Raw genomic sequence first — 16,337 nt, 5'->3', positions numbered from 1 at the left:
TATGTTTCTCAAGGCCGCGATCAACGGAGGCCTCAGCCGCGCCGACCATCCCGCGGTGCCCTTGCGCCTGGATGAGATCGTCGAGGACTCCCTGCGGACCGTCGCCGCGGGCGCAGACGTGGTGCACACCCACACGTTCGGGGCGGACGGCAAGCAGTCGATCGCAGCCGACGACATCGCCGCACTGGTGCAAGCAGTTCGGCGGGGCGCCCCAGGACTGTCCGTGGGTACCACCGCGGGCCTTTGGACGTGCGACGGCCAGGCAGACCGATTGGCGAAGATCAGCCAATGGTCGGTGTTCCCTGACTTCGTTGCGGTGACCTTCAGCGAGGATGGTGCCGACGAAGCCGCGTCACTGCTGGTGGACCGCGGCATCGAACTCGAGAGTGCCGTCTGGTCATTGGACGACGTCCCCGCCCTGCTGGACTCCAGAACCCTGCACCGCAACGTCCGCATTCTGATCGAACCGCAAGGTCTCGACCCGGATGGGGCCGTGAGCGTGTGCCGTGACGCACGCGATCTCATTCGCGCGGCTGGTGTCCGGTGTCCGTTGCTGTACCACGGCGATGGGCCGACCGTCTGGCCCGTCTTCCGGGCGGCGATCGAGGACGGTGCTCAGGTCCGGATCGGCTTCGAGGACGGCGTCGAACTACCCGACGGGACAGTCGCGGGGGACAACGTCGCCCTAGTGCAGGCCGCCATCAGCGAAGCTCAGATGACCGAGGCCGCCGTGCGCAGCAGAGTGGTTTGACATGATGGCACGGTGATCGGTGACCTCGATCGGGATCTGTTGCGGCTTCTCGGCCGGGATGGTCGTCGGCCATACTCGGCGTTAGCGGCCGAGCTAGGCGTATCGGAGACGACCGTGCGCAACCACGTCGCGCGGCTCCAAGAGGCCGGAATCCTGACCATCGTCGCGCTCTGCGATCCGCAGTCGCTCGGCCATCAGGCCCTTCGGCTTCTGATTCGCACACAAGACCTCACGCCGAGGGCCGTCGCCGCGATGCTGCGTGACATGCCGATGGTCAACCACGTGGCGCTATGCGCAGGGGGTCACGACATCTTCGTCGAAGCGACGTGCCGCGACATCGATCAACTGGTGCAGCTGCTCGACGACGTGAGGCGGTTGCCTGGCATTGCGAACGTCGAACAACTCGTCGTGCTGGAGATCTTCAAGGACTATTCGTGGTCGGGGCTTGGCCAGAGTCTTGGGCAGGACCTCGACGGATGACGGGCCGTCCGACGGTGCCCGCGTCCCGGAATCCGGCCCACAGGTAGGAATCCTTCATGACTTCCAGCACCGTCAGCGCTTCGGCGTGTGCGATGCCCTGTACTCGCCGGACGCGGTCGGTGAGCAGCTGACTCAGATGTTGGAGGTCTGAGCATTGCGCATCGGTGATCAGATCGTATGGGCCCGAGCACGAGCCCACGTATTTGATTTCGGGCATCCGCGCCAATTGCCGAGCCACCATCGCGACCGGGACTCCGCGGACGCGAATCGCGAGGTGTACCGCCAGTTCGCCCACCCGGACCGCATCGGACATGCCGATTACCTGAATGACGCCGAGCCGCTGTAACCGTCGATAGCGTTGCCGCACAGTCGCTTCGGATAGCCCGACGGTCCGGCCGATCTCCCCGAAACCTCGGCGCCCGTCGATCCTCAACTGATCGATGATCGCTCGGTCGAGGCTGTCGACGTTCGGCAGTTGCCTCACCACGTGTCAACGATACGGGCTTGGAGGAGTTCGCACGCCGCGGCTACAGCGGGTCCCTGGCAGCGGGGCACGACATGCAGCGTGGCCCACCGCGACCCGTGCCCAACTCCGACGCCGAGATCCGCAGCACCTCGATGCCGGAATCCTCGAGGCGCGCATTGGTCTCCGCATTGCGTTCGTAGGCCACCACCACACCCGGCGCCAAGGCCAGTGTGTTGTTGCCGTCGTCCCATTGCTCACGCTCGGCGGTGACGGGGTCCAGCCCGGTGTCGATGACCCGGAGCTTGCCAATTCCCATCGCATCGGCGGCGGCTTGCACGAACGGGGCGGCGCGATCGATCGTGACACCACCGGAGGAACGGCGAATGGTGAACGCGGACAACGAGTCGACGATGTTGGGATACATTACGACCGCGTCGGTGTCGACCATCGTGCAGACGGTGTCGAGGTGCATCTGCGCGCGTTCCTGGGCGATCGGCACCGCGAGCACGGTATGGGCGAGTTCGTCGTCGAACAGGCTGCGCGCCAACGCCTCCGCACCCGCTGGCGTGGTCCGCTCCCCCACGCCGACCGCCACGACTCCCGGCGCAAGCAGCAGCACGTCGCCGCCCTCGACCGGCGCAGACCGCGACTCGTAGGCCCGTCGAACGCCCCGGAATCGTGGGTGGTGTGCATAGATCAGGTCGGTCAACGACGTCTCGCGGATCCGCGCGGGCAGGGCGAGCGACGTGATCGCCACCCGTGCCCCGATCCAGAACGACGAGTCGCGGGTGAACAGCAGATTCGGCAGCGGATCGATGACGAAGTCCGCACCATGGTGCATCCGGCGTACCAGCGACAGTTCGCTCTCGCCGAACGGCAACTCGTTGAACGTCATGCCTGCCATCAGCACGCGGGCCAGCGGTGCGGCCTCCAGTGTTCGCAGGTAGACCGAAAGTTCCTGGGCCAGAGGCAAACCAAGGCGCCGCGAATCCACGGCCGCGGAGATCCCGTGCATCCTGGCCGCCCCGCTGTTCAACGCCTCGGTGAGGAGATCGGAGAGCAGCAGCACCTCGACCCCGCGGGAGCGAAGCAGGTCGGCGAACGCGTCGTGTTCCTCCTGAGCCCTTGCGACCCAGGGCAGCCCGTCGAACAGCAGCGTGTCATTGTTCTGCGGCGTCAGGCGCTGAAGTTCGGCACCAGGACGGTGCAGGATCACCACCCGCAGCGTGCCTACCTCGGAGTTGGAGCCCAGCACCGGATCCGTCATGTCTAGCACCGTAACGTCAATTCGCCACCTCAACTACGGTTGAGGTCATGGAGTTGGCCGAATTGACGCCCGGCGAGATGGCACACCGCAGCGGCGTTGCAGTGTCTGCGCTGCACTTCTACGAACGCGAAGGCCTCATCCACAGCAGGCGCACGTCGGGCAATCAACGCCGCTACCCTCGCGAAACCCTGCGGCGGGTGGCGTTCATCCGCATGTCGCAGCGCCTCGGCATCCCACTGGCGCGGATCCGCGATGCGCTGTCCACGCTGCCGACCAACCGGGTTCCGACAAGCAAGGACTGGGCCCGGCTGTCGGCCGGCTGGCGCGGGGACATCGACGAGCGGATCCTGCACCTGCAGCGATTGCGCGACAACCTGGCCGGATGCATCGGCTGCGGCTGTCTGAGCCTGAAGACGTGCCTTCTGGCGAACCCCGGCGACGTCATGGCCGAGCGCGGCCCTGGCGCGGCCAACCTATAAATTCGAACGCCTGTGCGATAACATTCGATCGTGTCCTTGACGGTTCAAGGGTCGCTTTTCGACCATGCCGAACGGCGCTCGCTGGGCGACGGCGCGTGGATCGACGTGCGATCCGGCTGGCTCACCGACCACGACACGCTGTTCGACGAACTCGAGGCGTCGATCCCGTGGCGCGCCGAGCGCAGACAGATGTACGACCGCGTGCTCGACGTGCCACGGCTGGTCAGCTTCCACGACCTCGGCTCCGAGCCCGCACCGCACCCCGCCATCGCCAAGCTGCGCGTCCGCCTCAACGACATCTACGCCGGGGAACTCGGCGAGCCGTTCACCTCAGCGGGCCTGTGCCTCTACCGCGACGGCGCCGACAGCGTGGCCTGGCACGGTGACACCATCGGCCGCAGCAGCACCGAGGACACCATGGTGGCCATCGTCACGCTCGGCGCGACAAGGGTTTTCGCAATGCGGCCCCGCGGCGGCGGGAGGTCGCTGCGGCTACCGCAGGGCCACGGCGACCTGTTGGTGATGGGCGGCTCCTGCCAGCGCACCTGGGAGCATGCGGTGCCGAAGACGGCCAGGCCGACCGGCCCGCGGATCAGCATTCAGTACCGCCCGCGCGACGTGCGCTGAGCTCAGCCGCGTACCGCGGCCACCGCGGCGGCCAGCAGATCGCGGGCCCGCTGCGTGTTGACCGGGGCGACGGGCTGATTGGGCTGCACCAGCGGGTTGGCCGTCACGATCACCAGAATGCTGCCGAAGCTGGCCACGTAGTTGTAGAGCTCGCCACTGGCCGGCTTGCCGTTGACCACGGTCTGCACGACGCGGTGGGTGCCGAGCGTGCGCGCGCCGTCGATCGTGGGCGATTCAGCGACCTCGACGAGACCGCGCGACCCCGGGCCTGCGAAACCCACCTTTTGGCAGGCCTGCCCGGGGTCGGTCAACGGCACCGGTTCTGAGGTCTCGACCGCGATCGCGATGAACCGGTTGCCCTCCCCCTCCGCCGTCGTGGCCGCCATGTTTCCCTTCAGACCGGCTGGAAGGGCCAGGCCCGCCGCGAACTTTGCGCAGTCGGCCGGTTCGAACTTCACTCCTGGCGGAAGGGTCTGCGGCGCAAGGATGCGCGGGTCGATGCCGGTCGGCGCGACGGTGGTGACCTTGAAATCCGGCCCGAAGGTCGACTTGACGTCGAGGACGTGCGAGATGTCGTCGGGGACGTCGGCTGCGGTCGGTTCACCGCTGGAGCAGGCGGCCAATAGAGCGGCGCATGCCACGGCGAACAGCGTCCTGAGCATCGCCGCCAATCTACCTGCACCGGGTGCGCTCAGCCTCGCAGCGCGGCCACCGTCTTGACCAACAGCGCCGCGGCGAAGTCGGCATCGAGCACGGGACCCGACGAGCCTGGGTCGGTCACCACCGTCACGTACGCGGTGTATCCCTCGAAGTAGGCGGTGAACGTGTCTGCGTGGGAATGGGTTTCGGTGCCGCCCTCGACGACGGTGGTGGTTTCCGTGCGGAGGCCAAGCGTCGTCGCAGCGTCGATGGCGGGCGCCTCGACCGTCGTCACCGTGCCGCTGGTGTGTCCGGCGGTCAACGTCGACGTGCCGCACTCGCCTAGCACCGCGGGGTCGACAACCGTCCCGCTGACATTTCCCGGGTCGCTCCGCTCCTGCCCTCCGAAAGACGCCGCCACTACGTACACGATGCCGCCTGGTCCCGACCCCGACCAGCCACGGATCGTGGCGCCGTCGACGGGAGGATCGGACAGCGCCCCGCACTGCGGCGGGTCGGCGACCCATTGCGGACCGAAACCCCAGAACGCCAGCGGCGCGGCGCGCCCGACCAGGTCGGCGATCTCGTAGCCGGCGGGCAGGTCGCCACGGACCCGGGCGACGTCGGCGAGATTGATCGCCGACGGCCGTGACGACGGCTCCGGTGACCCGGCCGTGGGTGGGGGCGCGTCAGACGCGCCGCAGGCCGCACACACCGCCGCCGCCGCACAGGCCGCGAACACGCGCACGCTGTCTTGTTACCACAGCTACGCTGACGTGCGCCGACATCCCGAAAGGACACGCCAATGTGTACCCGAGTCTTGTGGAATACCAATGGCATCGCTGTCCTGACCGGTCGGAGCATGGACTGGCCGGAGTCGACGCAGCCGATCATCGTGGCCTTCCCGCGGGGTCGTCAGCGCGACGGTGGTCTGCTATTGACCGAGGTCGTGGTGCCGGACAACCCGCTTCGCTGGACCAGCACGTACGGCAGTCTCGCGACCACGGTGTACGGCATCGGCACCGTAGACGGCCTCAACGAGCGCGGGCTGGCCGTGCACGCCCTGTACCTGAAGTCGACCGACGTGGGGCCGCGCAACCCGGAGCTCCCAGGGCTCCAAACGGCACTGTGGGCGCAGTACCTGCTCGACCAGGCGGCCACCGTCACCGAGGCACTCGCGCTGATGGACGGGGTCCAGTTGGTGATGGTCGGCGCCCATGGGTTCGACGCGACGTTGCACCTGGCCATCGAGGACGCCGACGGCGACTCGGCGGTCATGGAGTTCGCCAACGGCGAGCTCGTCGTCCACCACGGACGGGAATTCACCCTGATGACCAACGATCCGACCTATGACGAGCAACTGACGTTGCTTGCTGCGCAAGACTTCTCGAATCCCAGCAGCGCCATGACCCTGCCCGGCAACGTCAACCCCGTCGACCGGTTCCAACGGGCCGCCTACTACTCGGCACTGCTGCCCAAGCCGGTCAGTGAGCGCGAGGCCGTGGCAGGCGTGATGGCGATCATGCGCAACGTCTCGGTGCCGTTCGGCGCGCCCTACGCCGACTTCGGCGTGTACAACACCGAGTACCGCTCGGTGTGCGACCTGACCAACCGCACGTACTTCTTCGAGCTCACCACCAGCCCCAGCACCATCTGGGTGCAGCTCGGGGGCCTCGACATCGACGAAGGAGCACCGACCAAGGCCGTCGACCCATACGACGACACGCTGACTGGCAACGTGACCGACCGTTTCGTCCCGCGCGAGATCGGTTTCTGACTGGCCACCGGCATTTCACGTGCGTACTCGGTTTGCTGACCGTAGGCTCATGCTGCTTCCGACGACAGGAGACCCCATGCCCTTCCCCATGAAAGCCGGTGGAACCGTCATCACCGTTGTCGCACTGAGCCTCGCCCTTGCGGGTTGCGGGTCTGACACCAAGTCCGCACCGAGTTCGTCCTCGTCGAGCAGCAGTAGCAGCTCCGAGAGCAGTAGCTCGAAGAGCAGCGCGCCGTCCACGCCTGCGCAAGCAGGCAAGAACGAGACGATCGCCGACTACATCAAGGAGAGCGGGATCACCGAGACCCCGGTCAAGCGCGGCGAACCGGGAACCCCGACCCTCGACCTGCCGATCCCCGCAGGCTGGGCGGATGCCGGGGCGAAGACACCCGACTACGCATGGGGCGCCATCGTCTCCACCGATCCGACCATGGCCGCCGATCCGCCATCCATCGTTGCGCTGATGTCCAAGCTGACCGGCGACGTCGATCCGGCCAAGATCCTCGAGTACGCGCCCGGCGAGTTGAAGAACCTGCCCGGCTTCGAGGGCGGCGACGGCGACAAGAGCACGCTGGCCGGGTTCGACGCTTATCAGATCGGCGGCAGCTATGTGAAGGACGGCGCCAAGCGGATGATCGCCCAGAAGACGGTCGTCATCCCCGGCCAGGGCGGCGTGTTCGTCCTGCAGCTGAATGCCGATGGCCTCGAGGACCAGATGGGTCCGTTGATGGACGCCACCTCCGAGATCGACGAGAAGACCACGATCACGCCATGACCGCCGTCCAGCCTCCCCACCCCGGCGAACCGTTGCCGCCGGAGCGCGGACTCACGCGCGACGAGCGCGGACGCGACATCAGCGAGGCACAGGCGGAAGCCGAAGCCGAGCGGTCGAAGTGGAAGCAATTCCTGCACATGATGAGCCCGAAGCTCGTCTGGTCGATGGCCGAGGGCTACCCGGTGGTGCTCAAGCAGTTCATCCAGTTCTGCCTGATCCTCATCTACCCCGCGTGGGTCTTCGCCGTCCTGGTGGGCGGGCTCTTCCAGTTGCTGTTCTATGTCACCGTCTATCCGCTTCTGTGGCTGCTCTTCTGGCCGGTGCGCGCCTACCAGAAGAAGAACAATCCAGAGGAATACGCGGCGAACAGAGCAAAGTACAAGAAGAACCCAAAGGGCTAAGTGGGTCTGTTCAGCCGTTCTGGCGGCGCCAAAGTCGTTGTGTCGCCGACGAATGTCGCGCCCAGGCAGACGGTCACGGCGACCGTCACCACCGACAAGGCCATCGACAAGGTCAGGTCGGCGCGGCTGGACTGGGGTTACACGAACTTCTATCAGTACCACTGGGCCGGTCGCGTGGACTCCGTGGCAGCGCAAGGCAACGACACCATCTGGACGATGGATCAGGTCGGTACCAACTACGGCGGTGACCGCGACACCGACGACTGGGTGAGCGTCATCGCCGAGGACATTCCGATTGCCGTCGGCGAGTTCACCGGTGCGTCCTCGACGTTCCGCATCCCGTCGTGGGCGCCTGCGTCGTCGCAAGCGATCGCCCGGTGGGAATGCCGGCTCACCGTCGATCGAGGCGGCCGCGACATCGACACGAATGGCGAGTTCACCGTGGTCATCGGCACCGCTGACGTCGAGGCCTACGTAGAGCCGCTCGAGGTGGTCTCCGGTGCGGCCGAGACCGTCATTGACGTCGCGCTGTCCTCGCCGGTGCATCGGGCCGGCGAGACCATCACCGGCCAGGTGACTCTCACCCCCACGATGGATTTGCCCGACGGTGACCTCGCGGTGTCGTGGCAGCGCGAACGGGAGTCTCATCCATTGACTCGCGCGCCGGGCCCCGGCACTGAGTTGGACGGCCCAATCGTGACGCTGGGCAAGCGAATTCCGCTACGGGCAGGGGTCCCCGTGGTGCTGCCGTTCGAGATTCCCCTTCCGGCGGACGCCGCGCCAACGGCCGCGGCCGTGCACTCTTCGATCAACTGGTTCGTTCAGGCCCGGATGATGTACGCGGGCTTCACCGGACACATGCTCGAACGGGTGCGACGCCCCATCGTGGTGGTCAACGCCCCCTGATTCAGGCCCGCGAGATCGCCGACGCCTCCGCGATTTGCTCGGCCGTCGGCCGCACGCCGGTGTAGCGCTCGAACTGCTCGGCGGCCTGCAATGCGATGACCTCGGCACCGGTGATGACGGGGACGCCCGCAGCGCGGGCCGCAGTGATCAGCGGCGTCTCCGACGGCAGCGCCACGACGTCGAATACCGTGCGCGCGTTGGCGATTGCCCGATCGTCGAAGGCTTGCTCGACCGCCTCGGGTGCCCCCGCCATCCCCAGGGGCGTGACGTTGACGATCACCGAGGCAGAGCGGGTGCCGACCTCCGGCGCGTAGTCGTAGTCGAGTCGGTCGGCGAGCGCACGGCCGGCGTTCTCGTTGCGCGCGACGACGGTCCCTGACCGGAATCCGTGGTCGCGGAATGCGGCGCCGACCGCGCTGGCCATCCCTCCACTGCCGCGGATCAGCACCGTCCCTGCGGGGTCGAGGCCGTGTTCGTCGATGAGCCGTTGCACCGCAAGGTAATCGGTGTTCGACGCAGTCAGGTAGCCGTCATCGTTGACGATGGTGTTCACCGAGTTGATGGCGCGGGCCGACTGCTCGACCTCGTCGACGAGCGCGATGACGTCCTCCTTGAACGGCATCGACACCGAGCAGCCACGAATGCCCAGCGCACGCACGCCACCGATGGCCGCGCCGATGTCGGTGGTGGTGAACGCCTTGTAGATGAAGTCGAGGCCGAGCACGTCGTAGAGGTGGTTGTGGAACCGCGTGCCGATGTTCGACGGCCTGGCCGCCAGCGACATGCACAGCCGGGTGTCCTTGGATAGCTGCGGGCGCATCAACCGACAGCCCTGAGGGTTTGGCGCGCAAGCGAGCTGATCTTCCGATAGAACTTCGGGCCGATCGTCAGCTCGCGGAGCGGGGGCACGTCGATTTCGGTGGTCACGATGCCCTGCTCATCGCGGTGCCACTCAGCTCCGTACCGGTCGAGGATCTTGCGCATGGAGTAATTCTCCGACAACACCCGCGCGGTGAAGCGATTTATCCCATCGCCGCGCGCCGCGACGGCCAACGCATCCATCAAGAACGTCCCGACACCCCGGCCCTGGTAGTCGTCGCCGACGATGAATGCCACCTCGGCGACGGTCGGATCCGCCACGTCGCGGACGAAGCGCGCGTCGGCGACCACCAGTCCGTCGACACCCTCGGTCATCACCCACACGAAGTGGTCGACGTAGTCGACCTCGAACAGGTAGGTCATCAGCGACGCCGTCGGAGTACGGGTGGTCTGAAACCGGCGGTAGAACGTCTCGCTGGAGAACAGCACCGGCCCGTGCACCGTGCGCTCATTGTCACCGGGCAACACGGGACGCAGATACAACTCCGTCTCGTCGCGCAGGCGCACCCGAAGCGGCGTGAGGTAGGTGACCAGCCGCTGGCGCGCCGTGCGCAGCAGTTTGTTCAGCATGCAGGGCGCGTCGAGCATCGCGGCGAAGGCTTCCCGCCCGCCGATCCAGCCCGAAAGCCCGTCGATGGCCGTCACCGTGGCGTTGCGCGGCGCGGCGCGCAGCAGCGCGATCTCGCCGACGATCAGACCCGGCCCGACCTCCACGACGCTGACTTCACCGCCGTCTCCGACGTGTTCGACCTTGGCGTGACCGGAGCCGATCAACAGAAAGGAGACGGCCTGCTCGCCCTGGCGAAGCAGAACCTCTCCCGGCGCCGCGTTCAGCGTGCGCAGATGAATTGCAAGCGGACCCAGCGATTCGACGGTACAGCCCGCAAAGAATTCAAGGCCAGCCAGTTCCTCGGCGCTGACCGCAGTGGATCCCGCCACGTCCCGAGGCTACGGCGTAGCCCCGGGACAGGCAATCATCAAGGACTACCCGGCAGAACGACTAACCGGGAAGTCCCTGCTCCTCCTTGGGCAAGGGCGCGGGGCCCTTGATGCTGGGTTGCGCCACGGGGACCGGCGCTGCGCTCGCCGGGGTGGTCGCGGTGATGGTCACCCCGGTACTCATCTCTCCGGCCATGGGACCCGAATCCGACGGTCCCTGCAAGATTGCCCCCACCAAGGCGGCTCCGGCGATCGCAACTCCTGCGCCGATGACGGCGAACGGCTTGATGCTTCTAGCACTCACAGTCGGAACTCCTTACCTTCGCTAAATCCTTACCTTTGCTAAATAAGCCTGCGAGTTACAGCGAGTGCCGGGCCGCATCTATTCCGCTTCGGCAGATTTAATTTCGGAGTCTTGACGTGCGATGTGGTCAGCTCAGGGTGTCGCAGGCAGCGCAGCAACGTCGTCCATGGGAGGTCCACTCAGGTCGGACACGGCCCGGCCTGCGACGGTCGTCGCAATCGCCTTGCCGTCACGGATCACCGCAAGGATCGAGACCTCGTCATTCACCACGAAAGACGAACCCGCACTGCCGACTCGGCTTCCGCCATCGGTGATCGCGGCGGTCTGGGCATCGATCTGGTAGGTACGCGCGAACCCGTCCGAGCTACGCGCCGTGAGGGAGTCCGGCGTCACGGCCACCAGAGTGCCCTGTTGGCTCACCGGCTGTGGCGCGGGTGCAGCGTCGGGCCTGCCTTGACCGTAGGGCACCGATGAACCGAGGAAGTACACGACCGCCGCCGACACGACAGCGGCGAACACGACGGCCACAATCACCACGACGAAGACGCGCTTGAACTGGAGGTCCTGCGGTTCCTGCCTCAGATGCTTGGAGCCCATGGTGGCTCTCGCTTTCCGCGATCACCGCCGGTCTAGGCGTCCATGGCGGTGACCACTGTCTTCCGATGCGCTAGAGGTACCCCTGCTTCAACGCCGAGAAACGCGCATCCATACCGGCACGGCCACCCAGAACGCTCCGAACGCCACCAGCGCCGTCGCGCCGGCGACCATCGCGGCGGTCCGTCCGGCCACGGCGTCGAAGATGACCACCGTCGTCCCCACCATGACCAGCCCCAACAACAGCAACCCCGCATACGCCGTCCGGTGCGCGGCCGACACCAGAGAACCGAGACGGCGCTGCCTGAACAGCACACGGTGCATCCCGACCGGAGCGATCAGGAGCACCGTCGACGCCACCGAGCACGCGACCGTCGCGAGGTAGACCATGCGCATGTCGTGGTCCAAAACGTCGAAACGCTGCTGAAAGGGCAGCGTGAGCAGAAAACCCGTCAGCAACTGCACACCGGTCTGCACCACCCGCAGTTCCTGCAGGAGGCTGGACCAATTGCGGTCCAGCCGTTCGGTTTCGGTCTCCGAACGAGCAGACTGATCCCACTGCTGGTCGTCCTGGGGACGGTCGACGTCCACGGCTCGATCATCTACTCCCGTTAGCTCCCGGTACCGCAGATTCCCTTTACTCACCCGCGACAAACCCACTGACCAGCAATTGTTATGTCGATCTAATCGTCATTGTCGCGCCCCCGAGTTCGTACTAAGGTTGTCTGAGGTTGAGTTCACAGCCGCGGGAGACGTCATCAACGCCCTGGCGAAAATTCTGGGCGGCGGCTTTCAGGGAACAGAGCCCACGACCTCGACGTGATCCTCAGTACGACTGATGGAGTTCACCATGTCAATCGCTCCGACTTCTGCCCCCAGGTCGACACCCCGCTTTCCCCGCGAACGGGCCAACTTCACCAGCTGCTTCGTCAGCGCGTCGACGGTGATGGTTGCGGCCGAGGGTGAGGTCGACGCCTGCAATGCCCACGAGCTCGCCGAGTACGTGGAGCGCAGCCTCAATGCATCGACCAGGTTGGTCGTCGACCTACGTGATTTACGGTTCTTCGGTACCCAGGGCTTCTCCACGCTGCACAAGATCAACGTCACCTGCTCGGGAAGCGGCGTGAACTGGGTGGTCATCCCTGGTCGCGACGTGGACCGGCTGTTGCGAATCTGCGATCCTCGCGGCGGCCTGCCCGTCGCCACCACCCTGGAGGCGGCGGTTGCGGCCGTCGCGCGGGGGCCGCGTAGCCATCTGAGGATGATTCTGCGGACCTAAGCCAGGTCGGCGACTCCCGGGACGCCGGTGCGGGTGGCGACCGACTGCGCCTCGCCGTTGGCGTACACGTCGATGACGACGTCGTCGTCCGAATAGTGCGCCACCGCCTGCAGACCAGTGGTGCCGGCGATCACGAAGTTCGCCTCATCGCCCGTCAGCGGATAGTCCTCGACGGGATGGCGCCAATGCGCCGCGATCAGCGTCGCTCCCGTGGCGAGGCGCGGGCATTCCCGGTCCAGGACTGCGCGCAGGCTCTCCGCATCGAAGTAGTACGCCACCTCGGAGAGGACGACGAGGTCGAAATCGTCTGTCGGCCAGCCCGAATCGAGTGAACGCCGGTCGAGCGTCACCCGATCGGCATGCCCGCCACGCATCAGTCGCTCGGCCGTCGCCTCGAGGGCCGTCGCCGCGACGTCGGTGGCCGTGACGTGATCGCACCTGGCGGTCAGCAGTTCGGTGAGCACGCCCACCGAACAGCCCGGCTCGTACGCATGGTGGTAACGAGGACGCGGCAACATCGCCATCGTCATCGCGTACTTGCGCTGCTCGTACCAACGCCCCGCGAGCTGCCACGGATCGCGCGACTTCGCGTACATGGCGTCGAAGTAGTCGTCGGGCACCCTCCGCATCAGCGGAACACCACCTCTCCCACGGCAAGCAGGCGTCGCACCACGAATGGCGGCAGGACTGCATCCGTCTCGGATCGACCCGGTGTCAGCTGTGTGCGAAACACCTTGGTGGCACGTTGTTTACGTGCGATTGCGGCAAGGTCGAGCCGCACCCGCGACATGCGCTGCCATGGCACGTCGTCATCGTCCGGCGCCGCCCAGTGCCACATCCACACCGGATACTCGAGCAGCGCCGCTCCGGTACGTTCCGCCGCCGCGGCGCTCGCCCGCCCAACCGCTTCGTGGTCGGGGTGTCCGTCTCCCTGCCACGTCGCGGCACACCACATGCCCTTCGGCCTGGCTGCGAGCAGTCCGGCGAGGTGGTCTGTCAGCTCCGCCTCGTGATCGCTCAGTTCGCCGTCCGGAAGCTCGAGGCAGATGGGAGCCTTGAGACCCAAGATCTCAGTGGCACGGTGCAATTCGGCGCGACGAGCACCCTCCAGCCACGCCCGCTCCACGCGGGACAGCCCTGGAACGGCACCGCCGCCGTCGCTCGCCGACACCACCTGAACGTCGACGCCACGCGACCGAAGCATGGCGGCGGTCGCACCAAAGCCGAGCGTCTCGTCGTCCGGGTGGGGTGCCACCAGCACCAGCGCTGGGCAGTCGTGGAGGTCCAGTTCGGGGAACGGACGCCGCCAGCCGACCCATTCATCGGTCGGCGTGCCTCCTGCGGCGATCGGCCTTGCGGCGAAGCGCGAACCGTTGCCTGCAGACACCGACGTCACTTCGCCGCCAGCCGGCCAAGGACGGCGAGGTCGCGCTCGGCGTGGCTCTGCCGTACGTACAGCGTGAGATCGGCGACGCGTTGCGCGTGTTCGCCGTCGAGCGCGAGCGTCTTGGGGCCCAGTGCACGCCCGGTGCGCGTGATCACCTCGTCGGCGGCGTGCTCGACCACGGCGCGGACCCGCCGGGCCATCAATTCTGCCCGGTCGCCGTGCGGTTCGGCGTCGACGTAACAGGCAGCCGACAACAGCATCGCCTCGCCGGCCGCGAGCGCCGCGTCGATCGCCCCGAGGTGGGCATGGGCGTGCACGTCCCCCGAAGCACTGTTGTGCTCGTCGGCGATCGCACGGTACAGCGGCCCTGCGACGCCGCGGGCGCCGCCGAGCCAGCAGGCGGCCACGGCCATCGCGCCGTGCCAGAACCCGGCCCGGTCGAGATATTCGCCAGGCCGGCCCACGGGCACCGCAGCCGCATTGCACAGCTGAACCGATCGGGTGTCGCTGCCGCGCATGCCTGCGTTGCGCCAACTGTGGGTCAGCGGTATCACCTGCGGTTGACTCAGCTCGACGGCGTAGAGCCCTCGCACGTTGTCGGCACGGCGCGCGGTGATCAAGGCGTGCGTACACAGACCGGCACCCGAACACCACGGCTTGGTGCCGTCCAGAACGGCAGCGCCGCCGTCCTCGGTCACGGTGACGACCGCCTCATCCGACTCCGCGGCCCACACGCCCCACAGTTGGCCGGCCGCCGGTGCGGGGCCGCCGAGTTCCGCCAGGATTGCCGTTGCGTCCGTGTGGGCCTCGGCCAGCCGGCCCGCGACGACGTCGCGCTCGGTCAGCGCTGCGAGCTTCAACCATCTGCGCGCCGTCTGCCCTGATCCGGGTGCAGGCAGATCCAGTTCACCCGATTCGAGCCAGCGCCACACCAGTTCGGGGGTCATGCGGGTTCCCGTTCCGAGTTCAAACCGATCCCGCGCAGATGTGCGGCGAATCCCATTGGGGCCTTGCCCTTCTGCCGAGCCGACGTCGTGACCGACAGCCGTTCGTCCCGGTCGATGTGGTAGCCGTGCTCGTCGAACCGGCGGACCAGGTCGACGTCTTCACCGGTTTGGAGCGCGGCGAATCCACCTACCCGCCAATAGGCTTGGGCCCGGAAGCCCATGTTGGCGCCGTGGACGTGACCGTGTCCGTCTCGGCGACGCTTCGATCGGTATGCCGACAGGTACCGGCGCACCGCGGCGGTGGGCAGGTGGTGCCAGTTGACGATGCGGACGACACCAAGGACCATGTCGGCGCGGGACGCGGTCTGTCGAATCAGCCAGTCCGGATCGACCATGCTGTCGGCATCCGTCGTGGCGTACCAGGTGCGCGATTCGTCGGTGCAGTCCACGCCAGCCGTCGACCGCGCGTAGCTGAAGCCCGCAGCACGCGAAGCCCCGACGTTGCGGACGTCGACCTCGATGAAGTGCACGTCGCTGCCGAAACGGCCCGCCAGGTCGATGCTCGCATCGTCACAACTGTCGAGCACCACGACGGTCGAAACCGTCATCGATAAGCAGGCTGCCGCCGTCACCACGGACTTGAGAGTGTCAGGAAGGTTGACGGACTCGTTGTGCGCGGGGATCACCACGACGGCTCGCTCGAACGTCATCACCACTTCGGCCACACTCCCGTTCATCGTGAGCCGGTGAGTCGCCGGCGCGCCAGTACACGTGTCGATACCCCACATGTAGTGGGCGGAAACGGCGTCGGAGCGGCCAACTTGGTCCCACTCGCAGCGGTTCGCTCGGTCGGGATCCGGGTATGCACGACCACCACGAGGCACAGGAGGCGCGACATGTCAGACCGCAACAGCTACGAGGCCGAGTCGGACGTCGAAGCAGATCCGCACGTCGCCGGCTCACGCGCACACGAAGACGAGGACGGCTCCTATGTGGGCCGCGCGGCACCCGACGACGATTTCGACGCCGGCGAGACCGGTGCCGAGACGCGCGGACGCCACCGCCGTTAGTCCGCCTCCCATGGCGGCGTGTCGTCCATCTTGCGGTAGTACTTCGCCAGGTGGCTCTTGATCCGGTCGACGTCGCCCTTCGGCACGTCGACCCCACCACGTGAACCCTGCATGACCGCACCAGCGGCCATCACGCCGCGCGGCACCGCCACCAACCGCCCGTTCACCACGTCGGCGATCAGCAGTTTGTACGCCGTGAAATTCCGCTTCGCGTCACCGTCGTAGAAGACGTGCGCATCGCGGTACTTCTCGTTGGGCTCGTCGGTGGCCTTCGCCCATTTCCGGACACGCTTCTCGGCTTCCGCGCCATCCCACTCGCGGTCCCGATCGGTCACCGGTAGATCCTGAAATGCAGTGACGGACATTGCCT

At 66.7% G+C, this 16,337-nt stretch carries 24 protein-coding genes; 10 read left to right on the top strand and 14 right to left on the bottom strand.

What is annotated here, in order from left to right; all coding sequences use genetic code 11:
- Position 1: 1 nt before the first annotated feature.
- On the top strand, positions 2-751 hold the full coding sequence (locus HNP02_RS12765; protein ID WP_184438756.1) for a 3-keto-5-aminohexanoate cleavage protein: 750 nt from the start codon (positions 2-4) through the stop codon (positions 749-751).
- Between the two features lie 12 nt (positions 752-763).
- On the top strand, positions 764-1,231 hold the full coding sequence (locus HNP02_RS12760) for an Lrp/AsnC family transcriptional regulator (RefSeq protein ID WP_184438754.1): 468 nt from the start codon (positions 764-766) through the stop codon (positions 1,229-1,231).
- Here the strand turns inward: HNP02_RS12760 and HNP02_RS12755 are convergent.
- Entirely contained in the window at positions 1,173-1,718 is a 546-nt protein-coding gene (locus HNP02_RS12755; protein ID WP_221317482.1) for an Lrp/AsnC family transcriptional regulator, read from the bottom strand. The genes HNP02_RS12760 and HNP02_RS12755 overlap by 59 nt on opposite strands.
- Before the next feature lie 40 nt (positions 1,719-1,758).
- Positions 1,759-2,964 (bottom strand): arginine deiminase, encoded by a 1,206-nt coding sequence (gene arcA / locus HNP02_RS12750; protein ID WP_184438752.1) that lies wholly within the window; start codon positions 2,962-2,964, stop codon positions 1,759-1,761.
- Between the two features lie 47 nt (positions 2,965-3,011).
- Between arcA and soxR the strand changes: the two genes are divergently transcribed.
- Both soxR and HNP02_RS12740 read left to right on the top strand, forming a co-directional pair.
- Positions 3,012-3,443: a redox-sensitive transcriptional activator SoxR gene (gene soxR, locus HNP02_RS12745; protein WP_184438750.1), complete on the top strand. Its 432-nt coding sequence runs from the start codon at positions 3,012-3,014 to the stop codon at positions 3,441-3,443.
- A 30-nt stretch (positions 3,444-3,473) separates the two neighbouring features.
- Positions 3,474-4,070, top strand: coding sequence for an alpha-ketoglutarate-dependent dioxygenase AlkB (locus HNP02_RS12740; RefSeq protein ID WP_184438749.1), 597 nt, complete (start codon positions 3,474-3,476; stop codon positions 4,068-4,070).
- A 2-nt stretch (positions 4,071-4,072) separates the two neighbouring features.
- Here HNP02_RS12740 and HNP02_RS12735 read toward each other — a convergent pair whose 3' ends face one another.
- Together HNP02_RS12735 and HNP02_RS12730 are read right to left on the bottom strand one after the other, a co-directional pair.
- Complete coding sequence (locus tag HNP02_RS12735) at positions 4,073-4,732, bottom strand: DUF5642 family protein (protein WP_184438747.1); 660 nt, start codon at positions 4,730-4,732, stop codon at positions 4,073-4,075.
- A gap of 29 nt (positions 4,733-4,761) precedes the next feature.
- On the bottom strand, positions 4,762-5,457 hold the full coding sequence (locus HNP02_RS12730; RefSeq protein WP_184438745.1) for a DUF5642 family protein: 696 nt from the start codon (positions 5,455-5,457) through the stop codon (positions 4,762-4,764).
- A gap of 57 nt (positions 5,458-5,514) precedes the next feature.
- On the opposite strand from HNP02_RS12730, the gene HNP02_RS12725 reads away from it, so the two are divergent.
- From HNP02_RS12725 to HNP02_RS12710, 4 genes are all read left to right on the top strand, one after another.
- Complete coding sequence (locus HNP02_RS12725) at positions 5,515-6,486, top strand: linear amide C-N hydrolase (protein WP_184438743.1); 972 nt, start codon at positions 5,515-5,517, stop codon at positions 6,484-6,486.
- A gap of 76 nt (positions 6,487-6,562) precedes the next feature.
- On the top strand, positions 6,563-7,261 hold the full coding sequence (locus tag HNP02_RS12720) for an LpqN/LpqT family lipoprotein (RefSeq protein WP_184438741.1): 699 nt from the start codon (positions 6,563-6,565) through the stop codon (positions 7,259-7,261).
- Positions 7,258-7,662 carry a hypothetical protein gene (locus HNP02_RS12715; RefSeq protein WP_184438739.1) on the top strand — a complete coding sequence of 135 codons (405 nt, stop codon included), beginning with the start codon at positions 7,258-7,260 and terminating at the stop codon, positions 7,660-7,662. Before HNP02_RS12720 ends, HNP02_RS12715 begins: the two co-directional genes overlap by 4 nt.
- Before the next feature lie 39 nt (positions 7,663-7,701).
- On the top strand, positions 7,702-8,568 hold the full coding sequence (locus HNP02_RS12710; protein ID WP_309241528.1) for a hypothetical protein: 867 nt from the start codon (positions 7,702-7,704) through the stop codon (positions 8,566-8,568).
- 1 nt (position 8,569) lies between these two features.
- Here the strand turns inward: HNP02_RS12710 and HNP02_RS12705 are convergent, their stop codons facing one another.
- The 5 genes from HNP02_RS12705 to HNP02_RS12685 form a co-directional block, all read right to left on the bottom strand.
- Positions 8,570-9,388 (bottom strand): shikimate 5-dehydrogenase, encoded by an 819-nt coding sequence (locus tag HNP02_RS12705; RefSeq protein WP_184438735.1) that lies wholly within the window; start codon positions 9,386-9,388, stop codon positions 8,570-8,572.
- A complete protein-coding gene (locus HNP02_RS12700) occupies positions 9,388-10,386 on the bottom strand; it encodes a GNAT family N-acetyltransferase (protein ID WP_184438733.1) in 999 nt (332 codons plus the stop codon). Before HNP02_RS12700 ends, HNP02_RS12705 begins: the two co-directional genes overlap by 1 nt.
- Positions 10,387-10,447: 61 nt before the next feature.
- Positions 10,448-10,690 carry a hypothetical protein gene (locus tag HNP02_RS12695; protein ID WP_184438731.1) on the bottom strand — a complete coding sequence of 81 codons (243 nt, stop codon included), beginning with the start codon at positions 10,688-10,690 and terminating at the stop codon, positions 10,448-10,450.
- A gap of 132 nt (positions 10,691-10,822) precedes the next feature.
- The gene (locus HNP02_RS12690; RefSeq protein WP_184438729.1) at positions 10,823-11,287 is read right to left on the bottom strand and encodes a hypothetical protein; all 465 of its coding nucleotides are present in this window, start codon (positions 11,285-11,287) and stop codon (positions 10,823-10,825) included.
- Positions 11,288-11,374: 87 nt separating this feature from the next.
- On the bottom strand, positions 11,375-11,875 hold the full coding sequence (locus HNP02_RS12685) for a DUF6328 family protein (protein WP_184438727.1): 501 nt from the start codon (positions 11,873-11,875) through the stop codon (positions 11,375-11,377).
- Between the two features lie 259 nt (positions 11,876-12,134).
- Here HNP02_RS12685 and HNP02_RS12680 point away from each other — a divergent pair, with 259 nt between their 5' ends.
- The gene (locus HNP02_RS12680; RefSeq protein ID WP_184438725.1) at positions 12,135-12,563 is read left to right on the top strand and encodes an STAS domain-containing protein; all 429 of its coding nucleotides are present in this window, start codon (positions 12,135-12,137) and stop codon (positions 12,561-12,563) included.
- Here HNP02_RS12680 and HNP02_RS12675 read toward each other — a convergent pair.
- From HNP02_RS12675 to HNP02_RS12660, 4 genes are read right to left on the bottom strand one after another with little or no spacing between them, the layout of a single operon-like run.
- Complete coding sequence (locus HNP02_RS12675; protein ID WP_184438723.1) at positions 12,560-13,192, bottom strand: SAM-dependent methyltransferase; 633 nt, start codon at positions 13,190-13,192, stop codon at positions 12,560-12,562. The genes HNP02_RS12680 and HNP02_RS12675 overlap by 4 nt on opposite strands.
- Positions 13,192-13,959: a PIG-L deacetylase family protein gene (locus HNP02_RS12670; protein ID WP_184438721.1), complete on the bottom strand. Its 768-nt coding sequence runs from the start codon at positions 13,957-13,959 to the stop codon at positions 13,192-13,194. Before HNP02_RS12670 ends, HNP02_RS12675 begins: the two co-directional genes overlap by 1 nt.
- Complete coding sequence (locus HNP02_RS42670; RefSeq protein WP_184438719.1) at positions 13,956-14,897, bottom strand: acyl-CoA dehydrogenase; 942 nt, start codon at positions 14,895-14,897, stop codon at positions 13,956-13,958. Before HNP02_RS42670 ends, HNP02_RS12670 begins: the two co-directional genes overlap by 4 nt.
- A complete protein-coding gene (locus HNP02_RS12660; protein WP_255506447.1) occupies positions 14,894-15,634 on the bottom strand; it encodes a glycosyltransferase family 2 protein in 741 nt (246 codons plus the stop codon). The genes HNP02_RS42670 and HNP02_RS12660 overlap by 4 nt, the downstream gene beginning before the upstream one ends.
- A gap of 159 nt (positions 15,635-15,793) precedes the next feature.
- Here HNP02_RS12660 and HNP02_RS12655 point away from each other — a divergent pair, with 159 nt between their 5' ends.
- Positions 15,794-15,967, top strand: coding sequence for a hypothetical protein (locus HNP02_RS12655; RefSeq protein WP_184438717.1), 174 nt, complete (start codon positions 15,794-15,796; stop codon positions 15,965-15,967).
- Here HNP02_RS12655 and HNP02_RS12650 read toward each other — a convergent pair.
- Complete coding sequence (locus tag HNP02_RS12650; RefSeq protein WP_184438715.1) at positions 15,964-16,332, bottom strand: hypothetical protein; 369 nt, start codon at positions 16,330-16,332, stop codon at positions 15,964-15,966. The two genes, HNP02_RS12655 and HNP02_RS12650, sit on opposite strands and share 4 nt — an antisense overlap.
- Between the last annotated feature and the right edge of the window lie 5 nt (positions 16,333-16,337).

The sequence above is a fragment of the Mycobacterium sp. AZCC_0083 genome (genome assembly GCF_014202335.1).
Classification (GTDB): domain Bacteria; phylum Actinomycetota; class Actinomycetes; order Mycobacteriales; family Mycobacteriaceae; genus Mycobacterium.
This window is presented reverse-complemented; position numbering and strand designations above follow the sequence as displayed.

Bases quoted from the DNA above. Each gene is read 5' to 3' on its own strand.
- HNP02_RS42670 (WP_184438719.1), bottom strand. From the start codon at position 14,897: ATGACCCCCGAACTGGTGTGGCGCTGGCTCGAATCGGGTGAACTGGAT.
- HNP02_RS12715 (WP_184438739.1), top strand. From the start codon at position 7,258: ATGACCGCCGTCCAGCCTCCCCACCCCGGCGAACCGTTGCCGCCGGAG.
- HNP02_RS12720 (WP_184438741.1), top strand. From the start codon at position 6,563: ATGCCCTTCCCCATGAAAGCCGGTGGAACCGTCATCACCGTTGTCGCA.
- arcA (WP_184438752.1), bottom strand. From the start codon at position 2,964: ATGACGGATCCGGTGCTGGGCTCCAACTCCGAGGTAGGCACGCTGCGG.
- HNP02_RS12655 (WP_184438717.1), top strand. From the start codon at position 15,794: ATGTCAGACCGCAACAGCTACGAGGCCGAGTCGGACGTCGAAGCAGAT.
- HNP02_RS12725 (WP_184438743.1), top strand. From the start codon at position 5,515: ATGTGTACCCGAGTCTTGTGGAATACCAATGGCATCGCTGTCCTGACC.
- HNP02_RS12735 (WP_184438747.1), bottom strand. From the start codon at position 4,732: ATGCTCAGGACGCTGTTCGCCGTGGCATGCGCCGCTCTATTGGCCGCC.
- HNP02_RS12680 (WP_184438725.1), top strand. From the start codon at position 12,135: ATGTCAATCGCTCCGACTTCTGCCCCCAGGTCGACACCCCGCTTTCCC.
- HNP02_RS12690 (WP_184438729.1), bottom strand. From the start codon at position 11,287: ATGGGCTCCAAGCATCTGAGGCAGGAACCGCAGGACCTCCAGTTCAAG.
- HNP02_RS12705 (WP_184438735.1), bottom strand. From the start codon at position 9,388: ATGCGCCCGCAGCTATCCAAGGACACCCGGCTGTGCATGTCGCTGGCG.
- HNP02_RS12765 (WP_184438756.1), top strand. From the start codon at position 2: ATGTTTCTCAAGGCCGCGATCAACGGAGGCCTCAGCCGCGCCGACCAT.
- HNP02_RS12675 (WP_184438723.1), bottom strand. From the start codon at position 13,192: ATGCGGAGGGTGCCCGACGACTACTTCGACGCCATGTACGCGAAGTCG.
- HNP02_RS12650 (WP_184438715.1), bottom strand. From the start codon at position 16,332: ATGTCCGTCACTGCATTTCAGGATCTACCGGTGACCGATCGGGACCGC.
- soxR (WP_184438750.1), top strand. From the start codon at position 3,012: ATGGAGTTGGCCGAATTGACGCCCGGCGAGATGGCACACCGCAGCGGC.
- HNP02_RS12660 (WP_255506447.1), bottom strand. From the start codon at position 15,634: ATGAACGGGAGTGTGGCCGAAGTGGTGATGACGTTCGAGCGAGCCGTC.